This is a genomic window from Microbacterium sp. Kw_RZR3 (genome assembly GCF_029222405.1).
Lineage (GTDB): Bacteria > Actinomycetota > Actinomycetes > Actinomycetales > Microbacteriaceae > Microbacterium.
On sequence record NZ_JARHXC010000237.1, the window covers coordinates 1 to 19,957 of the forward strand.

Genomic DNA, 19,957 nt, shown 5'->3' on the forward strand with positions numbered 1-19,957 from the left:
GCTGCCGCGGTAGCCCGTGGCTTCGACGGGCTCAGCCACCCCTGCCGGGTCAGGCGGGATCGAGGCGCAGGACGGCGGGGGATTCGCCGAGCTTCAGGTCGTCGACGATGCGCACCGTCCGGGCGATGGCATCGACGTCGCCGATGACCGTGCCGAAGCGCTCGCGGTCGGAGCAGACTGCGGTGACCGTCACGAAGTGCGAGCCCGTGTCCCACGTGTACGTCGCGAACGGCGGTGTCTTCGGGTCGGTCGGCAGCGGCATCGCGAGCTTCTCGCCGACGCCGAGGTAGGTGCTGCGGAACGACTCGGTGTCGTCGTACTCCATCGGCATCATCGCCCGCGCGGTGCGCAGTTGCGGCGTCGCCTCCTGCAGCTGCGCCATGACGACGAGCAGCTCGGGGTCGCTCTTCCACACCCACACGAGCACCCGCCCGGCCGCTCGGCGCATGAGCAGGGGAGCGGCCTGGCTGAGGATCCATGCGAAAGCTCCGCCGCCGGGGCGAGGAGTCGAGCCCGCGGCCGTGTTCGCCTGGTTCAACAGCATGCCGATCGCGGCTTTGCGGTGGCGGCGGCCACGGAATCCGAGAGAGCCCGTCACGGGCACCCAGCGGTCGGCGGGGGCGTCGGCCTGCAGTCGGGACATGGGTCCAGCCTAGAAGGAGCAACCGCGTGGGGTCAGTCCCCGTCCAGGCTCACCACGACGGAATCGGCCGGCAGCGGGTCGCCGGTCTCGAGCCGCACGACGTCGAAACGCGCCGCGTCGACGGTGGGTGCGCAGAGGACCGCGATCGCGGCATCCGATAGCCGTGCGCCGACGGCGACGACAGTGAGAGTGGGCCGACTCTCGGATGCCATGAGGTTGACGGCATGACACGGGCGGTCGAGCGCCAGCAGGCGTGTCGTCGCGTCCCCGTCGAACCGCGCGATCTCGCCGTGGCGGACGTCGAGCTCTTCGCCGTCGACCTCGAGGCGGACGCCGCCGCCCCACGGCACGAACGTGCGGTGCAGGCCGGGGAAGGACGAGAAGGCGGCAGGGCCGTCGAGTCGCGCGACGCTCAGTCGCCAGGAGGTCTCGGTGAAGAGCGGCCACGTCTGCCCCCGCCCATTGCGCCATGGTGTCGCGGGTGTCTCGGCGAAGCGGCGGATCACGGTGGCCATACCGGCACGGTAGTCCCCGAACTATTGCCATTCTGTGGCAATCGCGTTTTACTCGCTGGAAACATGAACAGCGGGGCCGCGTAACAGCGGCCGCATAACGTCACTCGCAACGAAGGGAGGACCCATGGCCGAAACACCCACCCGCACCGTCGACCGGGCGCTGTCGCTGCTGGGGACCGTCTGCGATTCCGGACCGATCACCCTGGCCGACGCGGCCCGCGCCGCCGAGCTGTCCGCGAGCACCGCTCTCCGACTGCTGCGCACGCTCGAGGCCCAGGAGTTCGTCCGCCGTGTCGCCGACGGCCGCTACGCCGCCGGAGCGCGCATCGTGCAGCTCGGTGCCCTCGCCCTGTCGAACGACTCGCTGGTCTCGCTCGCCGAACCCGCCCTCGCCCGCGTCGTCGCCGAGACGGGTGAATCCTGCTACCTCGCCGTCCGCGGGGCGGGTGACACGGCCCTCTACATCGCGATCGTCGAGGGAACGCACTCCATCCGCCACGCGAGCTGGGTGGGCCGGACGATCCCGCTGCACGGGTCCGCGGCCGGTGCGGTGCTCGAGGGGCAGACCGGTGAGGCCGGCTACGTCGTCGTCATGCAGGGCGTCGAGGACGACGTCACCGCGATCGCCGCCCCGATCGTCGTGGGCGGGCGCGTTGTGGCATCCCTCTCCGTCGTCGTCCCGAGCTACCGCACGACCGACGTCAAGAACGCGGCGATCGGACGCCTGCTCGTCGCCGAGAGTCTGTCGATCCTGGCGCACCCCGAACTTCCCGCTGCGGCCGAGGAGCGCGCTCGATGATCACCTTCCAGAACGTCACCAAGCGCTACGGCGACACGGTCGCGGTCGACGACCTGCAGCTCGTGGCGCCGTCCGGAAAGCTCACGATCCTCGTCGGCCCGTCGGGATGCGGCAAGACGACCTCGTTGCGGATGGTCAACCGGCTCATCCGGCCGACCTCCGGCGACATCCTGCTCGACGGGGAGTCGACAGCGGGCATGGACGTCGCCGCCCTCCGCCGCCGGATCGGCTACGTCATCCAGCACGCGGGGCTGTTCCCGCACCGCACGATCGCCGACAACATCGCCACGACCCCGCGGCTGGCGGGCGTGCCCGCGAAGCAGGCGCGAAGCCGCGCGATCGAGCTGATGGAACGCGTCGGACTCCCGGCCTCGTTCGCCTCGCGGTATCCCTGGCAGCTGTCCGGCGGGCAGCAGCAGCGCGTCGGCGTCGCCCGTGCCCTCGCGGCCGACCCCGCCTTCATGCTGATGGACGAACCGTTCAGCGCCGTCGACCCCGTCGTCCGCGCGCAGTTGCAGGACGAGTTCCTGCGCATCCAGCGCGAAGAGGGAAAGACCATCGTCATGGTCACGCACGACATCGACGAGGCGCTCAAGCTCGGCGACTACGTCGCGGTGATGCGCACGGGCGGACGCCTCGCCCAGCTCGCCACCCCCGAAGAACTGCTGACCAGCCCGGCCGACGCCTTCGTCGCGGACTTCGTCGGGCGCGACCGCGGCTACCGCTCCCTCGGCTTCCGCTCGGTCGCCGACCTGCCGCTGACGCTCGAGCCGACCGTCGTCGTGGGCACCCCTGTGGCCGAGGCGCGGGGCGCGACCGACGACGACTGGCTCCTGGTGGTCGACGGCGAGCGGCGCCCGCTCGGTTGGGTCGAGCCGCGTCGTCTGAACGGCCCGATCGCCGTGTCCGACCTGAATCTCGCCGGCACCGTCGCCCCGCGCGAGGGAACCCTGCGGCAGGTGCTCGACGCAGCCCTCAGCGCCCCGAGTCGTCGCGGCGTGATCGTGGACGACGCCGGAGCGGTCGCGGGATCGGTGACGGCCGCAGCCGTGGTCGCGATGATCCCCGAGCTCGACGCCGGGGCGGCGGCATGAACCTCGACTGGGTGTTCCGCGAGAGCGACAACATCCTCGGACTGCTCGCGTCCCACATCGCACTGTCGGTCGTCCCGGTGATCGTCGGCCTCGTTCTCGCGCTCCCGCTCGGTTGGGCGGCCCAGCGCAGCGGCGTGTTCAAGACGGGCCTGTTGAGCATCACCGGACTGCTCTACACGATCCCCTCTCTCGCTCTCTTCGTGCTGCTGCCCTCGGTGCTCGGGACCCGCATCCTCGACCCGCTCAACGTCATCGTCGCGCTGACCGTGTACACGCTGGCGCTGCTGGTCCGCACGGTCTCGGACGGGCTCGACTCGGTCGCCCCCGAGACCCTGCAGGCAGCGGATGCCATGGGCTACCGGCCCCTTCACCGGCTGCTGTCGGTGGAGCTTCCGGTGGCCGTGCCGGTCATCGCGGCGGGGCTGCGCGTCGCGGTGGTCTCCAACGTCAGCGTCGTCTCGATCGCGGCTCTGATCGGCACCCCCCAGCTCGGACTGCTGTTCACGCAGGGCGCGCAGCTGCGGTTCCTCACCCCGATCATCGTCGGCATCGTGCTCTGTCTCGTGCTGGCCCTCGTGCTCGACGGACTCGTGCTGCTCCTGGCGCGCGTGATGACCCCGTGGACCCCGAGAGGAGCACACGCGTGATCGACTACCTGCTCGACCCGAACAACTGGACCGGGTCCGGTGGCATCCCGGTCCTCGTCGGACAGCACCTCATCTACACCGCCGTCGCCCTCGTCATCGCGGGAGCGATCGGGGTTCCCGCGGGCCTCTACGTCGGGCACACCGGACGCGGCGTCGTCGTCATCGCCGGCTTCGCGAACGCCCTGCGCGCCCTGCCGACGCTGGGACTGATCGTTCTGCTCGTCATGATCGTGGCACCGCTCATCGCGTCGGATCTCGCGTTCGTCATCCCCAGCATCATCGTGCTCGTGCTGCTGGCGATCCCGCCCATCATGACGAACACGTACGCCGGCATCCGAGCCGTGGATGCCGCCGCCGTCGACGCCGCCATGGGGATGGGGTACCGGCCCCTCCGAGTGCTGTTCTCGGTGCAGGTGCCGTGCGCACTGCCGCTGATCATCTCGGGCTTCCGTGGAGCGACGCTCCAGGTCATCTCGACCGCGACCATCGCCGCCTACGTCTCGCTCGGGGGCCTCGGTCGCCTCATCATCGACGGCCGCGCGCAGAACGACTACGACAAGATGCTCGTCGGCGCGCTGCTGGTGGCGATCCTCGCGCTCGTCGTCGACCTGCTGCTCGCCCTCGCCGCGCGCGTCTTCGTCTCCCCGGGCCTCGACCGCCGGACCTCTCGCATCCCTCTGCGCGTTCGGCGCTCCGCCGTCGCCGCCTCCTGACCCGTTCCATCCGAAAGCACCACCCGACCCGCACCACCGCTTTTCTCGCTCCGTGCTCTGCACGACGAAAGGAACCCTGATGATCCGTACCCGCATCGCCGCGGCGGCCGCCCTCGCGACCGTCGCCGCCCTCGCCCTCTCCGCCTGCTCCTCGGGCGGCAACCCGCTCGCTGCGGGCGATGACCAGTCCGCTCCGGCCGACAGCATCGTCATCGGCTCGGCCGACTTCCCCGAGAGCCAGCTGCTCGCGACCATCTACGCCCAGGCGCTCACCGGGGCCGGCGTCGAGGCGACCACGCGCCTGAACATCGGCAGCCGCGAGGTGTACATGCCGGCCCTCCTCGACGGCTCGATCAACATGCTCCCCGAGTACACGGGTGCGACCCTCAGCTACCTCACGAAGGGCGACGCGGGCGTCTCGAGCTCGGCCGACGTCGCGGCCGCCCTCGAGAAGGCGCTGCCGGAGGGCATCACGATGCTCACGCCCTCTGATGCACAGGACTCCGACGTGCTGGCCGTCACCAAAGAGACCGCGCAGCAGTACAACCTGAAGACGATCGAAGACCTCAAGCCCCACGCGGCCGACATGGTGCTCGGCGGTCCGCCCGAGTGGCCGACGCGCCACGAGGGTGTCCAGGGCCTACAGGAGGTCTACGGCCTGACGTTCAAGGAGTTCAAGGCACTCGATGTGGGCGGCCCGCTGACCATCGCAGCCCTCACGAACGGCCAGATCCAGGCGGCCGACATGTACTCGACCTCTCCCGCCATGAAGGACTTCGTCGCTCTGGAAGACAACCTGAACCTCTTCCCCGCGCAGAACATCGTGCCGATCATGGCGGCCGACAAGAAGACCGACAAGGTGACCGAGGTGCTCGACAAGGTCTCGGCGGCGCTGACCACGCAGGACCTCATCGACATGAACGCCAAGCTCGACGACCAACAGAGCCTCGACGACGTCGCGGCCGAGTGGATCTCCGCCCACGACCTGGGCTGATCGCGCGAACGCTCCACCAGAAAGAGAGACAAGAGATGACCGGAAGCCGCGCGGTGCGCGCGCCGCGAGGGACGACCCTAACAGCCAAGAGCTGGCAGACCGAGGCCCCGCTGCGGATGCTCATGAACAACCTCGACCCCGAGGTCGCGGAACGGCCCGAAGACCTCATCGTCTACGGAGGCACGGGGAAGGCCGCCCGCAACTGGGCGAGCTACGACGCGATCGTGGCGACCCTCGCCGACCTCGACGACGACGAGACGCTGCTGGTGCAGTCGGGCAAGCCCGTGGGGGTGTTCCGCACCAACGTGTGGGCACCGCGCGTGCTTCTGGCCAACTCCAACCTCGTCGGCGACTGGGCCACCTGGCCCGAGTTCCGCCGGCTCGAGGCCGAAGGGCTCATGATGTACGGCCAGATGACGGCCGGGTCGTGGATCTACATCGGCACGCAGGGGATCCTTCAGGGCACGTACGAGACGTTCGGCGCCGTGGCGCGCAAGCGCTTCGGCGGCACGCTTGCCGGCACCCTCACCGTCACGGGCGGCTGCGGCGGCATGGGCGGCGCGCAGCCGCTGTCGGTGACGCTCAACGGCGGCGTCGTGCTCATCGTCGATGTCGATGAGACGCGCCTTCGCCGTCGCCAGGGCAAGCGCTACCTCGACGAGGTCACCACCGACCTCGACGACGCCCTCGAGCGGGTGCTCGCGGCGAAGGCCGAGGGACGGGCCCTGTCGGTCGGTCTCGTCGGCAACAGCGCCGAGGTGTTGCCCGAGCTGCTGCGCCGCGAGGTGCCGGTCGACATCGTCACCGACCAGACCTCGGCCCACGACCCGCTCGCCTACCTTCCCGCGGGCATCGCGTTCGAGGATTGGCGCACCGAGTCGGCCCGCGACCCCGAGGGCTTCACCGTCCGTTCGCGTGAGTCCATGGCCCGCCACGTCGAGGCGATGGTGGAGTTCCAGAAGCGCGGCGCCGAGGTGTTCGACTACGGCAACTCGATTCGCGACGAGGCCCGCCAGGGCGGCTACGCCGACGCGTTCGCCTTCCCCGGCTTCGTGCCGGCGTACATCCGGCCGCTGTTCTGCGAGGGCCTCGGCCCCTTCCGCTGGGTGGCACTGTCGGGCGACCCCGCCGACATCGCCGTCACCGACCAAGCGATCCTCGAGCTCTTCCCCGAGAACGAGGGCCTGAAGCGCTGGATCACCGCAGCGCAGGAACACGTCGAGTTCGAAGGCCTTCCCGCCCGCATCTGCTGGCTGGGCTACGGCGACCGGGCGAAGGCCGCGGTCCGCTTCAACGAGCTCGTCGCCGAGGGGAAGATCTCGGCTCCGATCGTGATCGGGCGCGACCACCTCGACTCCGGCTCGGTGGCCTCGCCCTATCGCGAGACCGAGGCGATGGCGGACGGTTCGGATGCCATCGCCGACTGGCCCATTCTCAACGCGCTCATCAACACCGCCTCCGGCGCCACCTGGGTGTCGCTGCACCACGGCGGCGGGGTGGGCATCGGCCGCTCCATCCACGCGGGACAGGTCTCGGTTGCCGACGGCACGCCGCTCGCCGCCGAGAAGCTCCAGCGCCTGCTGACGAACGACCCCGGCATGGGCGTCATCCGTCACGTCGATGCCGGCTACGACCGGGCCGTCGAGGTCGCCCGCGAGCGCGGGGTGCGCGTCCCGATGCTGGATGCCGAGAAGGTCGAGGCCTGAGATGAGCCAGGAGGAGGTGGTCTTCGGGCTCGGCTCGACCACGATCGACGAGCTCGTCGCCGTCGCCCACGGGGCACCGCTGCGCGTCGCTCCCGAGGCGCTCGCCGCCGTCGAGCGGACGAACCTCCTCCTGGCCGGTCTGGCTGCCTCGGGACAGCAGATCTACGGACTCACGACGGGCGTCGGCGACCTCTACAAGGTTGCCGGCGTCCAGCCCGACGTCGCCGACGTGCAACTCGGCATGCTGCGCAGCCACGCCAGCGGTGTGGGTGTCCCACACGACGAGCCGGCGACGCGCGCCATCGTCGCGGCGATCGTGCGAGCGCTGTCGCGCGGGCACAGCGGCATCCGCCCTGTTCTTGTGACGACCCTGGTCGAGATGCTCAACCGCGGTGTCACCCCCGTGGCCCCCTCGCAGGGCTCGGTCGGCTACCTCACCGCCACCGCGCACATCGGTCTCGTCGCGTTCGGCGAGGGTGAGGCGTGGTTCGCGGGGGAGCGGCTGCCCGCGGCGACGGCGTTGGAGCGGGCCGGCATCGCCCCGCTCGTCCCCGCGGCGCGCGAGGGGCACGCGATCATCAGCGGCACCTACGAGATCACCGGGATCGGCGCGCTCGCCGTGGCCGGGGCCCGCGCGCTCGTCGACGTGGCCGACCTCGCGGGCGCCATGTCGCTCGAGGCGCTGCGCGGCAACACCCGCGGCTACGACCCGCGCCTTCAATCCCTGCGCCCGCACCCCGGGCAGATCGAGACGGCGCGGCGCCTAAACGCCCTGCTCGCCGACAGCGAGATCCTCGACGCCCACCGCGACCACCGGCTGCAGGACGCCCTGAGCCTCAGGTGCATCCCGCAGGTGCACGGGTCGGTGCGAGACGCGCTCGCCTACGTCGAGTCCGCGGTGCAGACCGAGATCGATTCCGTCACCGACAACCCGGTGTTCGTCGTCGACGGCGACGAGCTGCTCGCCCTCCCGGGAGGGAACGGCCACGGCGCGCCCGTCGCCCTCGCCCTCGACACCCTCGCGATCGCTGTCGCCGAGGTCAGCACGATGTCGCAGGCCCGCGCCGATCGCCTCACGCACGCCGCGCTCAGCGGATTGCCCGCGTTCTTGGCATCCGGTTCCCTCGGCATGTCGGGCTTCATGATCCCGCCCTACGTCTCGGCCGCCCTCGCCGGGGAGAACCGCGCGCTCGCCGCCCCCGCCTCGGTGCACACCGTGCCGACGTGCGCCGGGCAGGAAGACCACGTCAGCATGGGCACGACCGCGGCGATCAAGGCGCGCCAGGCCGTGGCGAACGCCGAGCGCATCGTCGCGATCGAGCTGCTCTGCGCCGCCGAAGCGCTGGACCTCCACGCGCCGCTCGCGCCGGGCGTGGGGACCGCCCGCGCGCACGCCGCGATCCGCGCGCACGTCGCCCCGCGCGACACCGACCGAGTGATGGCCCCCGACGTCGACGCGGTGACGACCCTCGTCACCGACGGCACGCTCGGCCGGATCGTCGCCGAGATCACCGCCGCCGCCACCGCCACCGCCCCAGAAGCCGCCACCGCCCCAGAAGGAGACCCCCGTGTCGACTGACACTCCGCCCCCGTCGGGCGCCGTCCGCCCCCTCGACGGCATCCGCGTCCTCGATCTCTCACGGGTGCTCGCGGGGCCCTTGTGCGCCTCGATGCTCGCCGACCTCGGAGCGATCGTCACGAAGATCGAGGTGCCCGGTCGCGGTGACGACTCCCGCCACTTCACCCCGCACATCGAGGGTGAGAGCAGCTACTTCATGCTGGTCAACCGCGGAAAGCGGTCGATGGCCCTCGACCTGAAGTCCGACGAGGGGCGCGCGCTGCTTCACCGCCTGATCGCGGATGCCGACGTGCTCGTGGAGAACTTCCGGCCCGGGGTGACCGCGCGTCTCGGCATCGACTTCGAGAGCGTGCGCGCGCTGAACCCGGGACTCGTTTACGTCAGCATCTCGGGATTCGGGCAGACGGGTCCGCTCTCGCACCGCCCCGCTTACGACCACATCGTGCAGGCGATGGGCGGCATCATGTCGGCCACCGGCTGGGCAGATGGGCCGCCGACGCGCGTGGGCGACGCCGTGGGCGATGTCGTCGCGGGGATGTACGGCGCGTTCGGTGCGCTCGCGGCGCTCCTGCAGCGGGCGCAGACCGGTCAGGGCCAGCACGTCGACGTGGCGATGCTCGACGCGATGTTCTCGCTGCAGATGGTGGCGCTCTCGCAGGTGCTCGCCGGGGCGCCCGCTCCCTCGCGGCTGGGGAACGCCCACCCGATCAGCGCCCCGATGGACGCCTACGCGTGCAGCGACGGGCATCTCGTCATCGCCGTCGCGAACGATGCGCTGTTCGTGCGGCTCGCGAACGCCCTCGGCCGCGCCGAACTGCTCGACGACGCGCGCTACGCCACCGATCCCGCCCGTCTCGCGCACCAGGACGCGCTGCGCGCCGAGATCGAGGCGTGGACGAGCGCGCGCACGGTGGACGAGGCCGTCACGGAGCTCGAGACGGCGGGCGTTCCCGCCGCCCCCATCTGGGACGTCGCCCAGCTCGCCGAGAGCGACCATGCTCGGGAGCGGGGCTTGGTGCGCGAGGTCGAGCACCCCGTCGCCGGGACGGTGCCTCTCGTTCCGCAGCCGGTGCGCTTCAGCGGGACGGATGCCGCCGCCCAGGCGCCCGCACCGGTCCTCGGCCAGCACACCGACGACGTGCTCGCCGACGACCTCGGGCTCGAGGCGGATGAGATCGCGCGTCTGCGCGCCGCGGGGGTCGTGGCGTGAGCGGCCCGGTCGCCGTTCTCGGCGCCGGCACCATGGGTGCCGGCATCGCGGCCGTGCTCGCCGCGCACGGTCGCGAGGTCCGCCTGTACTCGCGCACGACCTCGACCCTGGAGGCGGCGCGGGAACTCATCGCCGCGCACGACGGTGACGCCCGCGTCACGACCACCACCGACCTCGACGAGGCGGTTCGCGGCGCGGTGCTCGTCGTGGAGAGCGTGGCCGAAGACCTGGCCCTCAAGCGCGAGATCTTCGCGCGTATCGAATCCCTGGTCGCGACCGATGCCGTGCTGACCACGAACACCTCCAGCGTGCGCATCACCGAGATCGCCGAGGCGCTCGCCGATCCGGCGCGCCTCGTCGGTCTGCACTGGTTCAACCCGCCCACCGTCATGCCCCTCATCGAGATCGTGCGGGGCGAGCGCACCTCCGACGCCACCGTGCAGGCCGCGCAGGATCTCTGCGCCGCGATCGGACGCGAGAGCATCGTCGTCGACCGTGACGTGCCGGGCTTCGTCGTCAACCGCCTGCAGTACGCGCTGCTGCGCGAGGCCATCGCGCTCGTCGAGGGCGGTATCGCCACCGTCGCCGACGTCGACCGCGCCGTCTCCACAACCCTGGCCCCGCGCTGGTCCTCGCTCGGCCCGCTCGGCCTCATGGACCTCGCCGGACTCGACGTGGTCGAGAAGGTCTCCGGCATCCTGATGTCCGATCTGGATGCCACGGGCACCGTGCCCCGGACCGTCGCCGACCTGGTGGCCGAGGGTCACCTCGGCGCGAAGAGCGGTCGCGGCTTCTACCCCTGGTCTCCCGCCGAGGCCGACCGCGCCCGCGCGAACCGTGACGCCCTCGTGCGTCTGATCACGGAGGAACGTCGATGAGTGGAGTGCGGCAGCACGTCGACGGCGCCGTCGCGACCGTCACCCTCGACCGCGCCGAGAAGCGCAATGCGCTGGATGCCGAGACCCTCGGCGCCCTCGTCGACGCCCTCCGTCGCCTCGACGACGATCCCACCGTCCGCGCGATCGTGATCGCGGGCGACGAGCGGGCCTTCGCCGCCGGTGCCGACCTCGGCGACCTCGGCTCGGCCGGCGCCGTCGAGCTGTATCGCAGCGGCTTCAGCGAGCACTGGGACGCGGTCGCCGCGATCCGCACCCCGCTCGTCGCGGCGGTTCGGGGGTACGCCCTCGGCGGTGGCCTCGAACTGGCCCTCGCGTGCGACGTCGTGGTGATCGCCGCCGACGCCGTGCTCGGCTTCCCCGAGGTGCGCCTCGGCATCCTCCCCGGGGCGGGCGGCACCCAGCGGCTGCTGCGCGCCGTCGGAAAGACGGTCGCCCTCGACCTGCTGCTCACGGCTCGTCGCATCGACGGCGCCGAGGCCGCGCGGCTCGGCATCGCGAGTCGTGTCGTCGCCTCGGCGGAGGTCGAGGATGCCGCGCGCGCCGCCGCCGACGAGATCGCTCAGGGTGCGCCGGTGGCTGCGGCGATGATCAAGAGCGCTGTGCTCGCCGGCTTCGAGATGCCTCTCGGCGCGGCGGTCGCGCACGAGCGCGCCCTGTCGGCCCTCATCGCCGCGAGCGCCGACCGCGCCGAGGGCATGCGCGCCTTCGGCGCCCGCGAGACCCCCACTTTCGAAGGACGCTGATCCATGACGCCCGTCACCTCCCTCCTCGACGCCATCTCGGGCATCGGTCGTGAGCCGCGCAGCGGCGGATACGCCCGCCCGGTCTTCTCGACCGCCGAGCGCGACCTGCGTGCGTGGTTCGTCGCCGAGGCCGAGGGGCGAGGGCTCGACGTCGAGGTCGACCGCAACGGCATCCTGTGGGCCTGGTGGGGGATGCCGGGCCCCGGCGCCGTCGTGACCGGAAGCCACCTCGACTCGGTGCCCGGCGGTGGGGCGTTCGACGGCCCGCTCGGGATCGCGGCGGCGCTCGCCGCGGTCGACGTGCTGCGCTCGCGCGGGGTGACGCCGGCGAAGCCGCTCGCGATCGCGGTCTTCCCCGAAGAGGAGGGCTCGCGGTTCGGCGTCGCGTGCCTCGGTTCGCGCCTGCTGACCGGGGCGTTGTCTCCGGATGCCGCGCGCCGCCTCACCGACCGGGACGGCGACACGCTCGCCGACGTCTTCGCGGCGGGTGGCGTCGACCCGGCGGGGATCGGCCCCGACCCCGAGACGCTCGCACGCATCGGCGTCTTCGTCGAGCTGCACGTCGAGCAGGGCCGCGGCCTCATCGACCTCGACCGACCCTTCGCGGTCGCGGAGTCGATCCTCGGGCACGGCCGCTTCAAGGTCTCGGTGCGCGGCGAGGGAAACCACGCCGGAACGACCCTCATGGCCGACCGTCGCGACCCCCTCGTCGCCGCCGCCGGCATGGTCGGGCGCATCGCCGAGATGGCCGGAGCCGTCGATGACGCGCGCGCCACCGTCGGCCGGTTCGAGCCGGTCCCCGGCGGCACGAACGTCATCGCGTCGTCGGTCGACTTCTGGATCGACGCCCGGCATCCCGACGACGCCGTCACCCGCCGTCTCGTGGCCGACATCGATCGCATGTGCGTCGAGCTCGCCGCCGCGCGCGGGTGCGAGGCCGTGCTCGTCGAGGAGTCCTGGAGCCCCACGGTCGGCTTCGACCCCTCGCTCGCGCGCCGACTCGGCGCGGCGCTCGGCGATGCCCCGCATCTGCGCACGGGAGCAGGGCACGACGCCGGCATCCTCGCGAGCGCCGTTCCGACCGGGATGCTGTTCGTGCGCAACCCCTCGGGCATCTCGCACTCGCCCGAGGAGCACGTCGTCGACGCGGACGCCGACGCGTCGGCCGCAGCTCTGGCCGATGTCCTGCAGGACCTGCTCTCGTGACGTCGTTCTGGGCGCCGCGGGCGTGGATCGGCGACGCCGTGGCGCCGGGCGTGCGCATCTCGGCATCCGAGGGTCTCATCACCTCCGTCGACACCGGAGCGATCCCGGATGCCGATGACCACCGCCTCGACGGGCTCGTGCTGCCGGGGGCCGTCAACGCGCACTCGCACGCCTTCCACCGCCTCCTCCGCGGGCGCACGCACGGCGACGGTGGCAGCTTCTGGACGTGGCGCGAGCTGATGTACCGCGAGGCGGGTCGCCTCGACCCGGCGTCGTACGAACGCGTCGCGACCGCGGTCTACGCCGAGATGGTCGCCGCTGGCTGGACCTCGGTCGCCGAGTTCCACTACGTCCACCACGCGCCCGACGCCTCGCCGTACGCGCCTGCTCACGCGATGGAGCGCGCGCTTGCGCGCGCGGCCCGGGCCAGTGGCATCCGTCTCACGCTTCTGGACACGTGTTACCTCTCCCGCGGCTTCGGGGAACCTCTCGAACCCGCACAGCGGCGCTTCGGGGATCCGGATGCCGCCGCCTGGCTCGCACGCCTGTCGGCGCTGCGCGCGTCGTTCGCCGACGAGTTCCCCGAGGTCGTCGTGGGCGCGGCCGTGCACTCCGTGCGCGCGGTTCCGGTCGACGCTCTCGAGCGCATCGGAGCGGAGCTCGATCCGGCGATCCCGCTCCACGTGCACCTGTCGGAGCAGCCGGCGGAGAACGAGGCGTGCCTCGAGGCGACCGGTCTCACCCCCACCGCCCTCCTGGCCCGCAACGGCCTGCTCTCGCCGCGACTCTCGGCCGTGCACGCCACGCACCTCACCGACGACGACATCGCGGCCCTGGGTTCGGCTCGCGCGACGATCGTGATGTGCCCCACCACCGAGGCCGACCTCGGCGACGGTGTCGGACCCGCCCGCCGCCTCACCGACGCGGGAGCGCGCCTCGCGCTCGGCACCGATCAGCACGCCGTGGTCGACCCGCTGCTCGAGGCCCGCGCGCTCGAGCACGGAGAGCGGCTCGCCTCCGGGAGACGCGGACGGTTCGCTCCCGCCGAGCTCGTCGCCGCGCTCACCCGCGGGGGCGCGACCGCGGTCGGTCGTACCCTGGGCGCGATCGCGGTCGGACAGTCGTGCGATCTCCTCGTGATCGACGAGAACAGCGCCCGCACCGCCGGGAGCGACCCCGGGCAGCTCGTGCTGAGCGCGACCGCGAGCGACGTGACGCGTGTGATCATCGGGGGACGCGAGCGTGCCGCCGACGGCGTGCACACCGACCTCGGCCCGGTCGGCGACCTGCTGCGAAAGGCGATGACATGGTGAGCACCCTCATCACCGGCATTGGCGAGCTGATGACCGTCGACGACGAGGACCGCGTGCTCCGTGACGCCGCCGTGGTCATCGACGGCGACCGGATCGCGTGGATCGGCTCCGCCTCCGACGCCCCCGCGGCAGACGAGAGGGTGGATGCCGACGGCCGAGCGCTCCTGCCCGGCTGGGTCGACTCGCACACCCACCTCGTCTTCGACGGCGACCGCACCGCCGAGTTCGAGGCCCGCATGGCGGGGCAGAGCTACGCCGCGGGAGGGATCGCCGTGACGCGGGATGCCACCCGCGAGGCGTCGGACGACCGTCTCGCCGGGCTCCTCGCGGCGCGTGTCCGCGCGGCGCGCGCGCAGGGGACGACGTGGATCGAAACGAAGACCGGCTACGGGCTCGACGTCTCGAGCGAGGAGCGCAGCGCGCGGATCGCCGCGGCGGGAGTCGACGACGTGACCTTCCTCGGCGCGCACCTCGTCCCGGCGGGCCGCGATGCCGACGAGTACGTGCGTGAGGTGTGCGGACCGATGCTCGAGGCGGTGCGCCCGTACGTGTCGTGGGCCGACGTGTTCTGCGAGCGCGGGGCGTTCACCCCCGAGCAGTCGCGCGAGGTGCTGACCGCCGCGCGCGCGGCGGGGCTCGGGCTGCGCGTGCACGGCAATCAGCTCGGCCACGGCGAGGGGATCCTGCTCGCGGTCGAGCTGGGGGCGGCGAGTGTCGACCACTGCAACTTCGTCTCGGATGCCGACCTCGAGGCGCTCGCGGGAGGATCGACCGTCGCGACGGTGCTCCCGGCCTGCGACCTGTCGACCCGCGCTCCCCTCGCACCGGCGCGGCGGCTGCTCGACGCGGGGGTGGAAGTCGCGATCGCCTCGAACTGCAACCCCGGCACCTCGTACACGAGCTCGATGCCGTTCTGCGTCGCGACGGCGGTGCTGCAGATGGGGCTGAGCGTCGCCGAGGCGGTGCGCGCAGCCACCCGCGGAGGGGCGATCGCGCTCGGTCGCGCCTCCGGTGACGGTGCCGTGGGATCGATCGCCGTGGGGAATCGCGCCGACCTTCACCTGCTCGACGCGCCGTCCGCGACGCATCTCGCCTACCGCCCCGGGATGCCGCTGACCGCGGGCGTGTGGAAGGACGGGCGCCGGGTGGCGGCGCCGCTCGTCGCGCGCTGACGTCGTCGCGCGCTGCGGTCGTGTGCGGCGGTGTCGTGGCGTCGGGCTCACGGCGGTGTGCCTGTGCCGCAGCGCCTCGCTGACGTTCGCCCTCCGGTGCCGCGATGCCGCGCGCCGGCATCCGTGTCCCGAAATGTGCAGATTTCACCCCCTCCGGCTGCACAAAAGGGGACATGCCCCCTTGGGTCGGACGACTTCTCGGGTGGGGAGTGCCGATGTCGGAGGTCCGTGCCAGGCTGAGGAAGCGGTCATGGCGACCGTGATCCAGTGAATTCCGGAGGGCTCCGTGCTCGCCAAGCTCCTCATCCGTTACCTCAGGCCGTACCGCTGGTTGCTGCTCGCGCTCCTGGTCTTCCAGTTCGCCGCGGCCATGGCATCCCTGTACCTGCCGCGTCTGAATGCCGACATCATCGACCAGGGTGTGGCCCGCGGCGACACGAACTTCATCTGGTCGCGCGGAATGATCATGCTCGTCATCTCCCTCGGGCAGATCACGGCGTCGATCATCGCGACGTACTTCGCCGCCCGCGCCGCGATGGCGGCCGGTCGCGACATCCGCCGCGACGTGTTCGAGAAGGTCAGCGGGTTCAGCGAGCGCGAGCTGTCGCAGTTCGGTGCCGGCTCCCTGATCACGCGCAACACCAACGACGTGCAGCAGGTGCAGATGCTCGCGATGATGGGGGCGACCATGCTCGTCAGCGCACCCCTGCTCGCGCTCGGCGGCATCTTCATGGCGCTGCAGCAAGACGTGGGACTGAGTTGGTTGCTCGGCGTCTCGGTGCCGGTTCTGCTCATCGCCGCCGGGCTCATCATCGCCCGCATGGTCCCGCTGTTCCGCAGCTACCAGTCCAAGCTCGACGCCGTGAACCGCATCATGCGCGAGCAGTTGACGGGCGTGCGCGTCGTGCGCGCGTTCGTGCGCGAAGGCATCGAAGAAGAGCGCTTCCGCAGGGCCAACACCGACATCATGATCGTCGGCCGCAAGGTCGGATCCCTCTTCGTGCTGCTGTTCCCCCTCGCGATGCTCGTGCTCAACATCACCCTCGTCGGGGTCATCTGGTTCGGCGGCATCCAGGTCGACAGCGGCGCGGTCGAGATCGGCACGCTGTTCGCCTTCATGCAGTACGTCGCCCAGATCCTCATGGGCGTTCTCATGGCCAGCTTCATGACGGTGATGATCCCCCGCGCCGCCGTCTCGGCGGAGCGCATCGCCGAGGTGCTCGACAGCCACTCCACCCTCGAACGCCCGGCCCACGCGGTCACCGCCTTCCCCGAGCCGGGGGCGGTCGAGTTCGACGACGTCGCCTTCGCTTACCCGGGGGCCGAGTCGCCGGTCGTGACGGGCGTGAGCTTCGCCGCCCGGCCGGGTGAGACCGTCGCGATCGTCGGGTCGACCGGTGCGGGCAAGACCACGCTCGTGTCGTTGATCCCGCGTCTGTTCGACGTAACGGGCGGCGCGGTGCGCGTCGGCGGGGTCGATGTGCGCGAGGCCGACCTCGACGGGCTGTGGAAGGGCATCGGCCTCGTTCCGCAGCGTCCGTTCCTCTTCAGCGGCACAGTCGCGTCCAACCTCCGCTTCGGGCGCGAAGAGGCCACCGACGAAGAGCTCTGGCGCGCGCTCGAGATCGCCCAGGGGCGCGACTTCGTCGAGGCGATGGACGGCGGACTCGAGGCGCGTATCGCCCAGGGCGGCACGAATGTCTCCGGCGGGCAGCGTCAGCGTCTCGCCATCGCCCGAGCGATCGTCCACCGCCCGTCGGTGCTCGTCTTCGACGACTCCTTCTCGGCGCTCGACCTCAGCACCGATGCGCGGCTGAGACAGGCCCTGTGGGACGAGTTGCCCGAGGTGACCAAGATCGTGGTCGCCCAGCGCGTGTCCACGATCACCGGCGCGGATCGCATCGTGGTGCTCGAAGACGGTCGAATGGTCGGCCTCGGCACGCACGAGGAGCTGCTCGCGACGAGCGCCACGTACCGCGAGATCGTCGAGTCGCAGCTGGGGGTGGAAGCATGAGCACCCCCGACGCGCTCACCGAAGAAGAACGCGCCGAGCTCGAGCTCGCCGAACAGGCGCGGCTGAACTCCGGCGACTGGGACAGCGTCGCCCCCGGCAAGGCCGCGAACTTCGGACCGAGTTTCCGCCGCTTGATCGGGCTCTTGCGTCCGCACGCCGTCGCGTTCACGTTCGTATCGGTGCTCGGAGCCCTCGGTGTGGTCCTCGCCGTCCTCGCGCCGCGCGTTCTGGGCGACGCGACGAACATCATCTTCGAGGGCGTCGCCTCTCGGGGGCTGGCGGCGCAGTTCCCCGCCGGAACCTCGCAGGCGGATGTCGTCGAGGCGCTCCGGGCCTCGGGGCAGAACGACTACGCCAACGTCATCGGAGCGATGAACCCGTTCCAGGTGGGCGAGGGCGTCGACTTCGACGCCCTGCGCCTGGTGATCGTCGCGGTGCTGGCGATCTACGTCGGGTCGTCGCTGCTGTCGTGGATCCAGGGCTACGTCATCAACGTGATCATGGTGCGCACGATGTGGCGCCTGCGCGAAGACGTCGAGGCCAAGATCAACCGCCTGCCCCTGTCGTACTTCGACAAGGTGCAACGCGGAGAACTCATCTCCCGCGTGACCAACGACATCGACAACATCACGCAGACGATGCAGCAGTCGCTCTCGAGCGCGCTGACGTCGGTGCTGACGGTCGTGGGCGTGCTCATCATGATGTTCACGATCTCGTGGCAGCTCGCCCTCGTCGCCCTCGTCTCGCTGCCGCTCATGGCGATCATCTTCGGCGTGATCGGCCCGAAGTCGCAGAAGGCGTTCGGCACGCAGTGGAAGAAGGTCGGGCGCCTCAACGCCCGTGTCGAGGAGTCGTTCTCGGGCCACGCGCTGGTCAAGGTCTACGGCCGCGAGAAAGACGCGCGCGAGAAGTTCGAGGTCGAGAACGAAGAGCTCTACCAGGCGAGCTTCAAGGCGCAGTTCCTCTCCGGCATGATCATGCCGGGCATGATGTTCGTCGGAAACCTCACCTACGTCGGCATCGCGGTGCTGGGCGGGTTGATGGTGGCCGCCGGTCAGATCCGCCTCGGCGACGTGCAGGCCTTCATCCAGTACTCGCAGCAGTTCACCCAGCCGCTGTCGCAGCTGGGTGGCATGGCCGCCGTGGTGCAGTCGGGCACCGCCTCCGCCGAACGCGTGTTCGCGCTGCTCGACGCCGACGAGCAGGAGCCCGACGCCCTCGACGCCCCCGAACCGGTCGACGGGCGCGGCGTCATCGAGTTCGAGAACGTCGCCTTCGCCTACACGCCGGAGCGGCCGCTCATCAGCGACCTGTCCTTCCGCGTCGAGCCCGGGCAGACGATCGCGATCGTCGGGCCCACCGGCGCCGGTAAGACCACGCTGGTCAACCTCATCATGCGCTTCTACGAGCTCGACGCCGGGCGCATCCTGCTCGACGGGCAGAACATCGCGGACCTCCGCCGCGACGACGTCCGTTCGCGCACGGGGATGGTACTCCAAGACCCGTGGCTGTTCGCCGGCACGATCCGCGACAACATCCGGTACGGCCGCGAGAGCGCGACCGACGAAGAGATCGTCGAGGCTGCCGTCGCGACCCGTGTCGACCAGTTCGTGCACTCCCTCCCCGAGGGATACGACACGGTCCTCGACGAAGATGCGGCGAACGTCTCGGCCGGCGAGAAGCAGCTCATCACGATCGCGCGGGCGTTCGTCGCGCGTCCCTCGGTGCTGATCCTCGACGAGGCGACGTCATCGGTCGACACCCGCACCGAGCTTCTGCTGCAGCAGGCGATGGCGGCGCTCCGCGAGGGGCGCACGTCGTTCGTCATCGCCCACCGCCTCTCGACGATCCGTGACGCCGACCTCATCCTCGTGATGGAGCACGGCGACATCGTCGAGCAGGGAAGCCACGACGAGCTCATCGCCCAGCACGGCGCGTACTGGCGCCTGTACCAGTCGCAGTTCCAGAACGCCGCGTCGGGCGCCGACGCCGCCCGAGTGGAGGTCGCACGCGGCGCGGACTCCTGAGCGGTCCTCGGGCGCCGGCGTCACCGGCTCGCGGACTCGACTTGTCGTTTCGCGAGCCGGCGGCCGGCGTGCCGGGCATCTGCGTGCGCCGCGGTCTCGATGCGCTCAGCCATCTCGGTGAACGCGTCCAGCGCCGGGTTCACTCCGACAAGAGTGAACTCGCGCGTGACGATGTCCAGGTCGATCTCCCAGACGTCCTCCAAGATGCGACGCATCCACGCCGTCGCGTGATCCCATCCTTCCTTGGGCGTTCCCGGCGAGTAGTTCCCTCCTTGGACCGTGACGAGCACTCCGGGCTTGCCTGCCGTGACCGGACGCGATCCTGGACCCATGCGGAAGTCGGCGACGACGAGGTCCACGTACGTCTTGAAGTGTTGAGAGACCCCGACGTTGTAGAGAGGGACGGCGAACAGGTAGGCATCAGCCGCAGCGAGTTCATCCACGAGCAGCGCCGTGAGGTCCAGCGCCTCTCGCTCTTCGGCCGTGCGGTCCTGGTCTGTCGCGGCGCTCGCGGAGAGGGCTCGCGCCCACGCATCACTGGGGAGAGGCGTGACGCCCACCTCGCGTCGCACGACACGCGTGTCGGTGGTGGTCCTCAGCCAGTGGTCCTGGGCTGTGTCCGCGAGAGCCCGGCTGGCCGAGCCGTCGTGGCGGATGGATGCGTCGATACGCAGCAAAGACAA

18 protein-coding genes are annotated in these 19,957 nt (G+C 71.0%); 15 read left to right on the forward strand and 3 right to left on the reverse strand.

Annotated features, from left to right (window positions below; genetic code table 11):
• Positions 1 to 49: 49 nt before the first annotated feature.
• Both P2P98_RS13255 and P2P98_RS13260 read right to left on the reverse strand, forming a co-directional pair.
• Positions 50 to 643, reverse strand: a complete 594-nt coding sequence (locus P2P98_RS13255) for a hypothetical protein (RefSeq protein ID WP_275800445.1) — start codon at positions 641 to 643, stop codon at positions 50 to 52.
• Positions 644 to 675: 32 nt separating this feature from the next.
• On the reverse strand, positions 676 to 1,158 hold the full coding sequence (locus P2P98_RS13260) for a HutD family protein (RefSeq protein ID WP_275800447.1): 483 nt from the start codon (positions 1,156 to 1,158) through the stop codon (positions 676 to 678).
• Between the two features lie 124 nt (positions 1,159 to 1,282).
• On the opposite strand from P2P98_RS13260, the gene P2P98_RS13265 reads away from it, so the two are divergent.
• From P2P98_RS13265 to P2P98_RS13335, 15 genes are all read left to right on the forward strand, one after another.
• Entirely contained in the window at positions 1,283 to 1,957 is a 675-nt protein-coding gene (locus P2P98_RS13265) for a helix-turn-helix domain-containing protein (protein WP_275800450.1), read from the forward strand.
• The gene (locus tag P2P98_RS13270) at positions 1,954 to 3,051 is read left to right on the forward strand and encodes an ABC transporter ATP-binding protein (protein ID WP_275800453.1); all 1,098 of its coding nucleotides are present in this window, start codon (positions 1,954 to 1,956) and stop codon (positions 3,049 to 3,051) included. Before P2P98_RS13265 ends, P2P98_RS13270 begins: the two co-directional genes overlap by 4 nt.
• Positions 3,048 to 3,698 carry an ABC transporter permease subunit gene (locus P2P98_RS13275; protein ID WP_275800454.1) on the forward strand — a complete coding sequence of 217 codons (651 nt, stop codon included), beginning with the start codon at positions 3,048 to 3,050 and terminating at the stop codon, positions 3,696 to 3,698. Before P2P98_RS13270 ends, P2P98_RS13275 begins: the two co-directional genes overlap by 4 nt.
• Positions 3,695 to 4,411 (forward strand): ABC transporter permease subunit, encoded by a 717-nt coding sequence (locus P2P98_RS13280; RefSeq protein ID WP_345799723.1) that lies wholly within the window; start codon positions 3,695 to 3,697, stop codon positions 4,409 to 4,411. The genes P2P98_RS13275 and P2P98_RS13280 overlap by 4 nt, the downstream gene beginning before the upstream one ends.
• A gap of 79 nt (positions 4,412 to 4,490) precedes the next feature.
• Positions 4,491 to 5,405: an ABC transporter substrate-binding protein gene (locus P2P98_RS13285; RefSeq protein WP_275800456.1), complete on the forward strand. Its 915-nt coding sequence runs from the start codon at positions 4,491 to 4,493 to the stop codon at positions 5,403 to 5,405.
• A gap of 35 nt (positions 5,406 to 5,440) precedes the next feature.
• Complete coding sequence (hutU, locus tag P2P98_RS13290; RefSeq protein ID WP_307384342.1) at positions 5,441 to 7,111, forward strand: urocanate hydratase; 1,671 nt, start codon at positions 5,441 to 5,443, stop codon at positions 7,109 to 7,111.
• Between the two features lies 1 nt (position 7,112).
• On the forward strand, positions 7,113 to 8,690 hold the full coding sequence (locus P2P98_RS13295; protein ID WP_275800458.1) for an aromatic amino acid ammonia-lyase: 1,578 nt from the start codon (positions 7,113 to 7,115) through the stop codon (positions 8,688 to 8,690).
• Positions 8,680 to 9,900: a CoA transferase gene (locus P2P98_RS13300; RefSeq protein ID WP_275800460.1), complete on the forward strand. Its 1,221-nt coding sequence runs from the start codon at positions 8,680 to 8,682 to the stop codon at positions 9,898 to 9,900. The genes P2P98_RS13295 and P2P98_RS13300 overlap by 11 nt, the downstream gene beginning before the upstream one ends.
• Positions 9,897 to 10,778 (forward strand): 3-hydroxyacyl-CoA dehydrogenase NAD-binding domain-containing protein, encoded by an 882-nt coding sequence (locus P2P98_RS13305; protein WP_275800462.1) that lies wholly within the window; start codon positions 9,897 to 9,899, stop codon positions 10,776 to 10,778. Before P2P98_RS13300 ends, P2P98_RS13305 begins: the two co-directional genes overlap by 4 nt.
• The gene (locus P2P98_RS13310) at positions 10,775 to 11,542 is read left to right on the forward strand and encodes an enoyl-CoA hydratase-related protein (protein WP_275800465.1); all 768 of its coding nucleotides are present in this window, start codon (positions 10,775 to 10,777) and stop codon (positions 11,540 to 11,542) included. The genes P2P98_RS13305 and P2P98_RS13310 overlap by 4 nt, the downstream gene beginning before the upstream one ends.
• Positions 11,543 to 11,545: 3 nt before the next feature.
• Entirely contained in the window at positions 11,546 to 12,748 is a 1,203-nt protein-coding gene (locus tag P2P98_RS13315) for an allantoate amidohydrolase (protein ID WP_275800466.1), read from the forward strand.
• Complete coding sequence (locus P2P98_RS13320) at positions 12,745 to 14,061, forward strand: formimidoylglutamate deiminase (protein ID WP_275800469.1); 1,317 nt, start codon at positions 12,745 to 12,747, stop codon at positions 14,059 to 14,061. Before P2P98_RS13315 ends, P2P98_RS13320 begins: the two co-directional genes overlap by 4 nt.
• Positions 14,055 to 15,233, forward strand: a complete 1,179-nt coding sequence (gene hutI, locus P2P98_RS13325) for an imidazolonepropionase (protein ID WP_275800471.1) — start codon at positions 14,055 to 14,057, stop codon at positions 15,231 to 15,233. The genes P2P98_RS13320 and hutI overlap by 7 nt, the downstream gene beginning before the upstream one ends.
• A gap of 286 nt (positions 15,234 to 15,519) precedes the next feature.
• The gene (locus P2P98_RS13330; protein ID WP_275800474.1) at positions 15,520 to 17,247 is read left to right on the forward strand and encodes an ABC transporter ATP-binding protein; all 1,728 of its coding nucleotides are present in this window, start codon (positions 15,520 to 15,522) and stop codon (positions 17,245 to 17,247) included.
• Positions 17,244 to 19,274 carry an ABC transporter ATP-binding protein gene (locus P2P98_RS13335; protein ID WP_275800475.1) on the forward strand — a complete coding sequence of 677 codons (2,031 nt, stop codon included), beginning with the start codon at positions 17,244 to 17,246 and terminating at the stop codon, positions 19,272 to 19,274. Before P2P98_RS13330 ends, P2P98_RS13335 begins: the two co-directional genes overlap by 4 nt.
• Before the next feature lie 20 nt (positions 19,275 to 19,294).
• On the opposite strand, the gene P2P98_RS13340 is transcribed toward P2P98_RS13335, so the two are convergent.
• Positions 19,295 to 19,957 (reverse strand): NAD(P)H-dependent oxidoreductase, encoded by a 663-nt coding sequence (locus P2P98_RS13340; RefSeq protein WP_275800477.1) that lies wholly within the window; start codon positions 19,955 to 19,957, stop codon positions 19,295 to 19,297.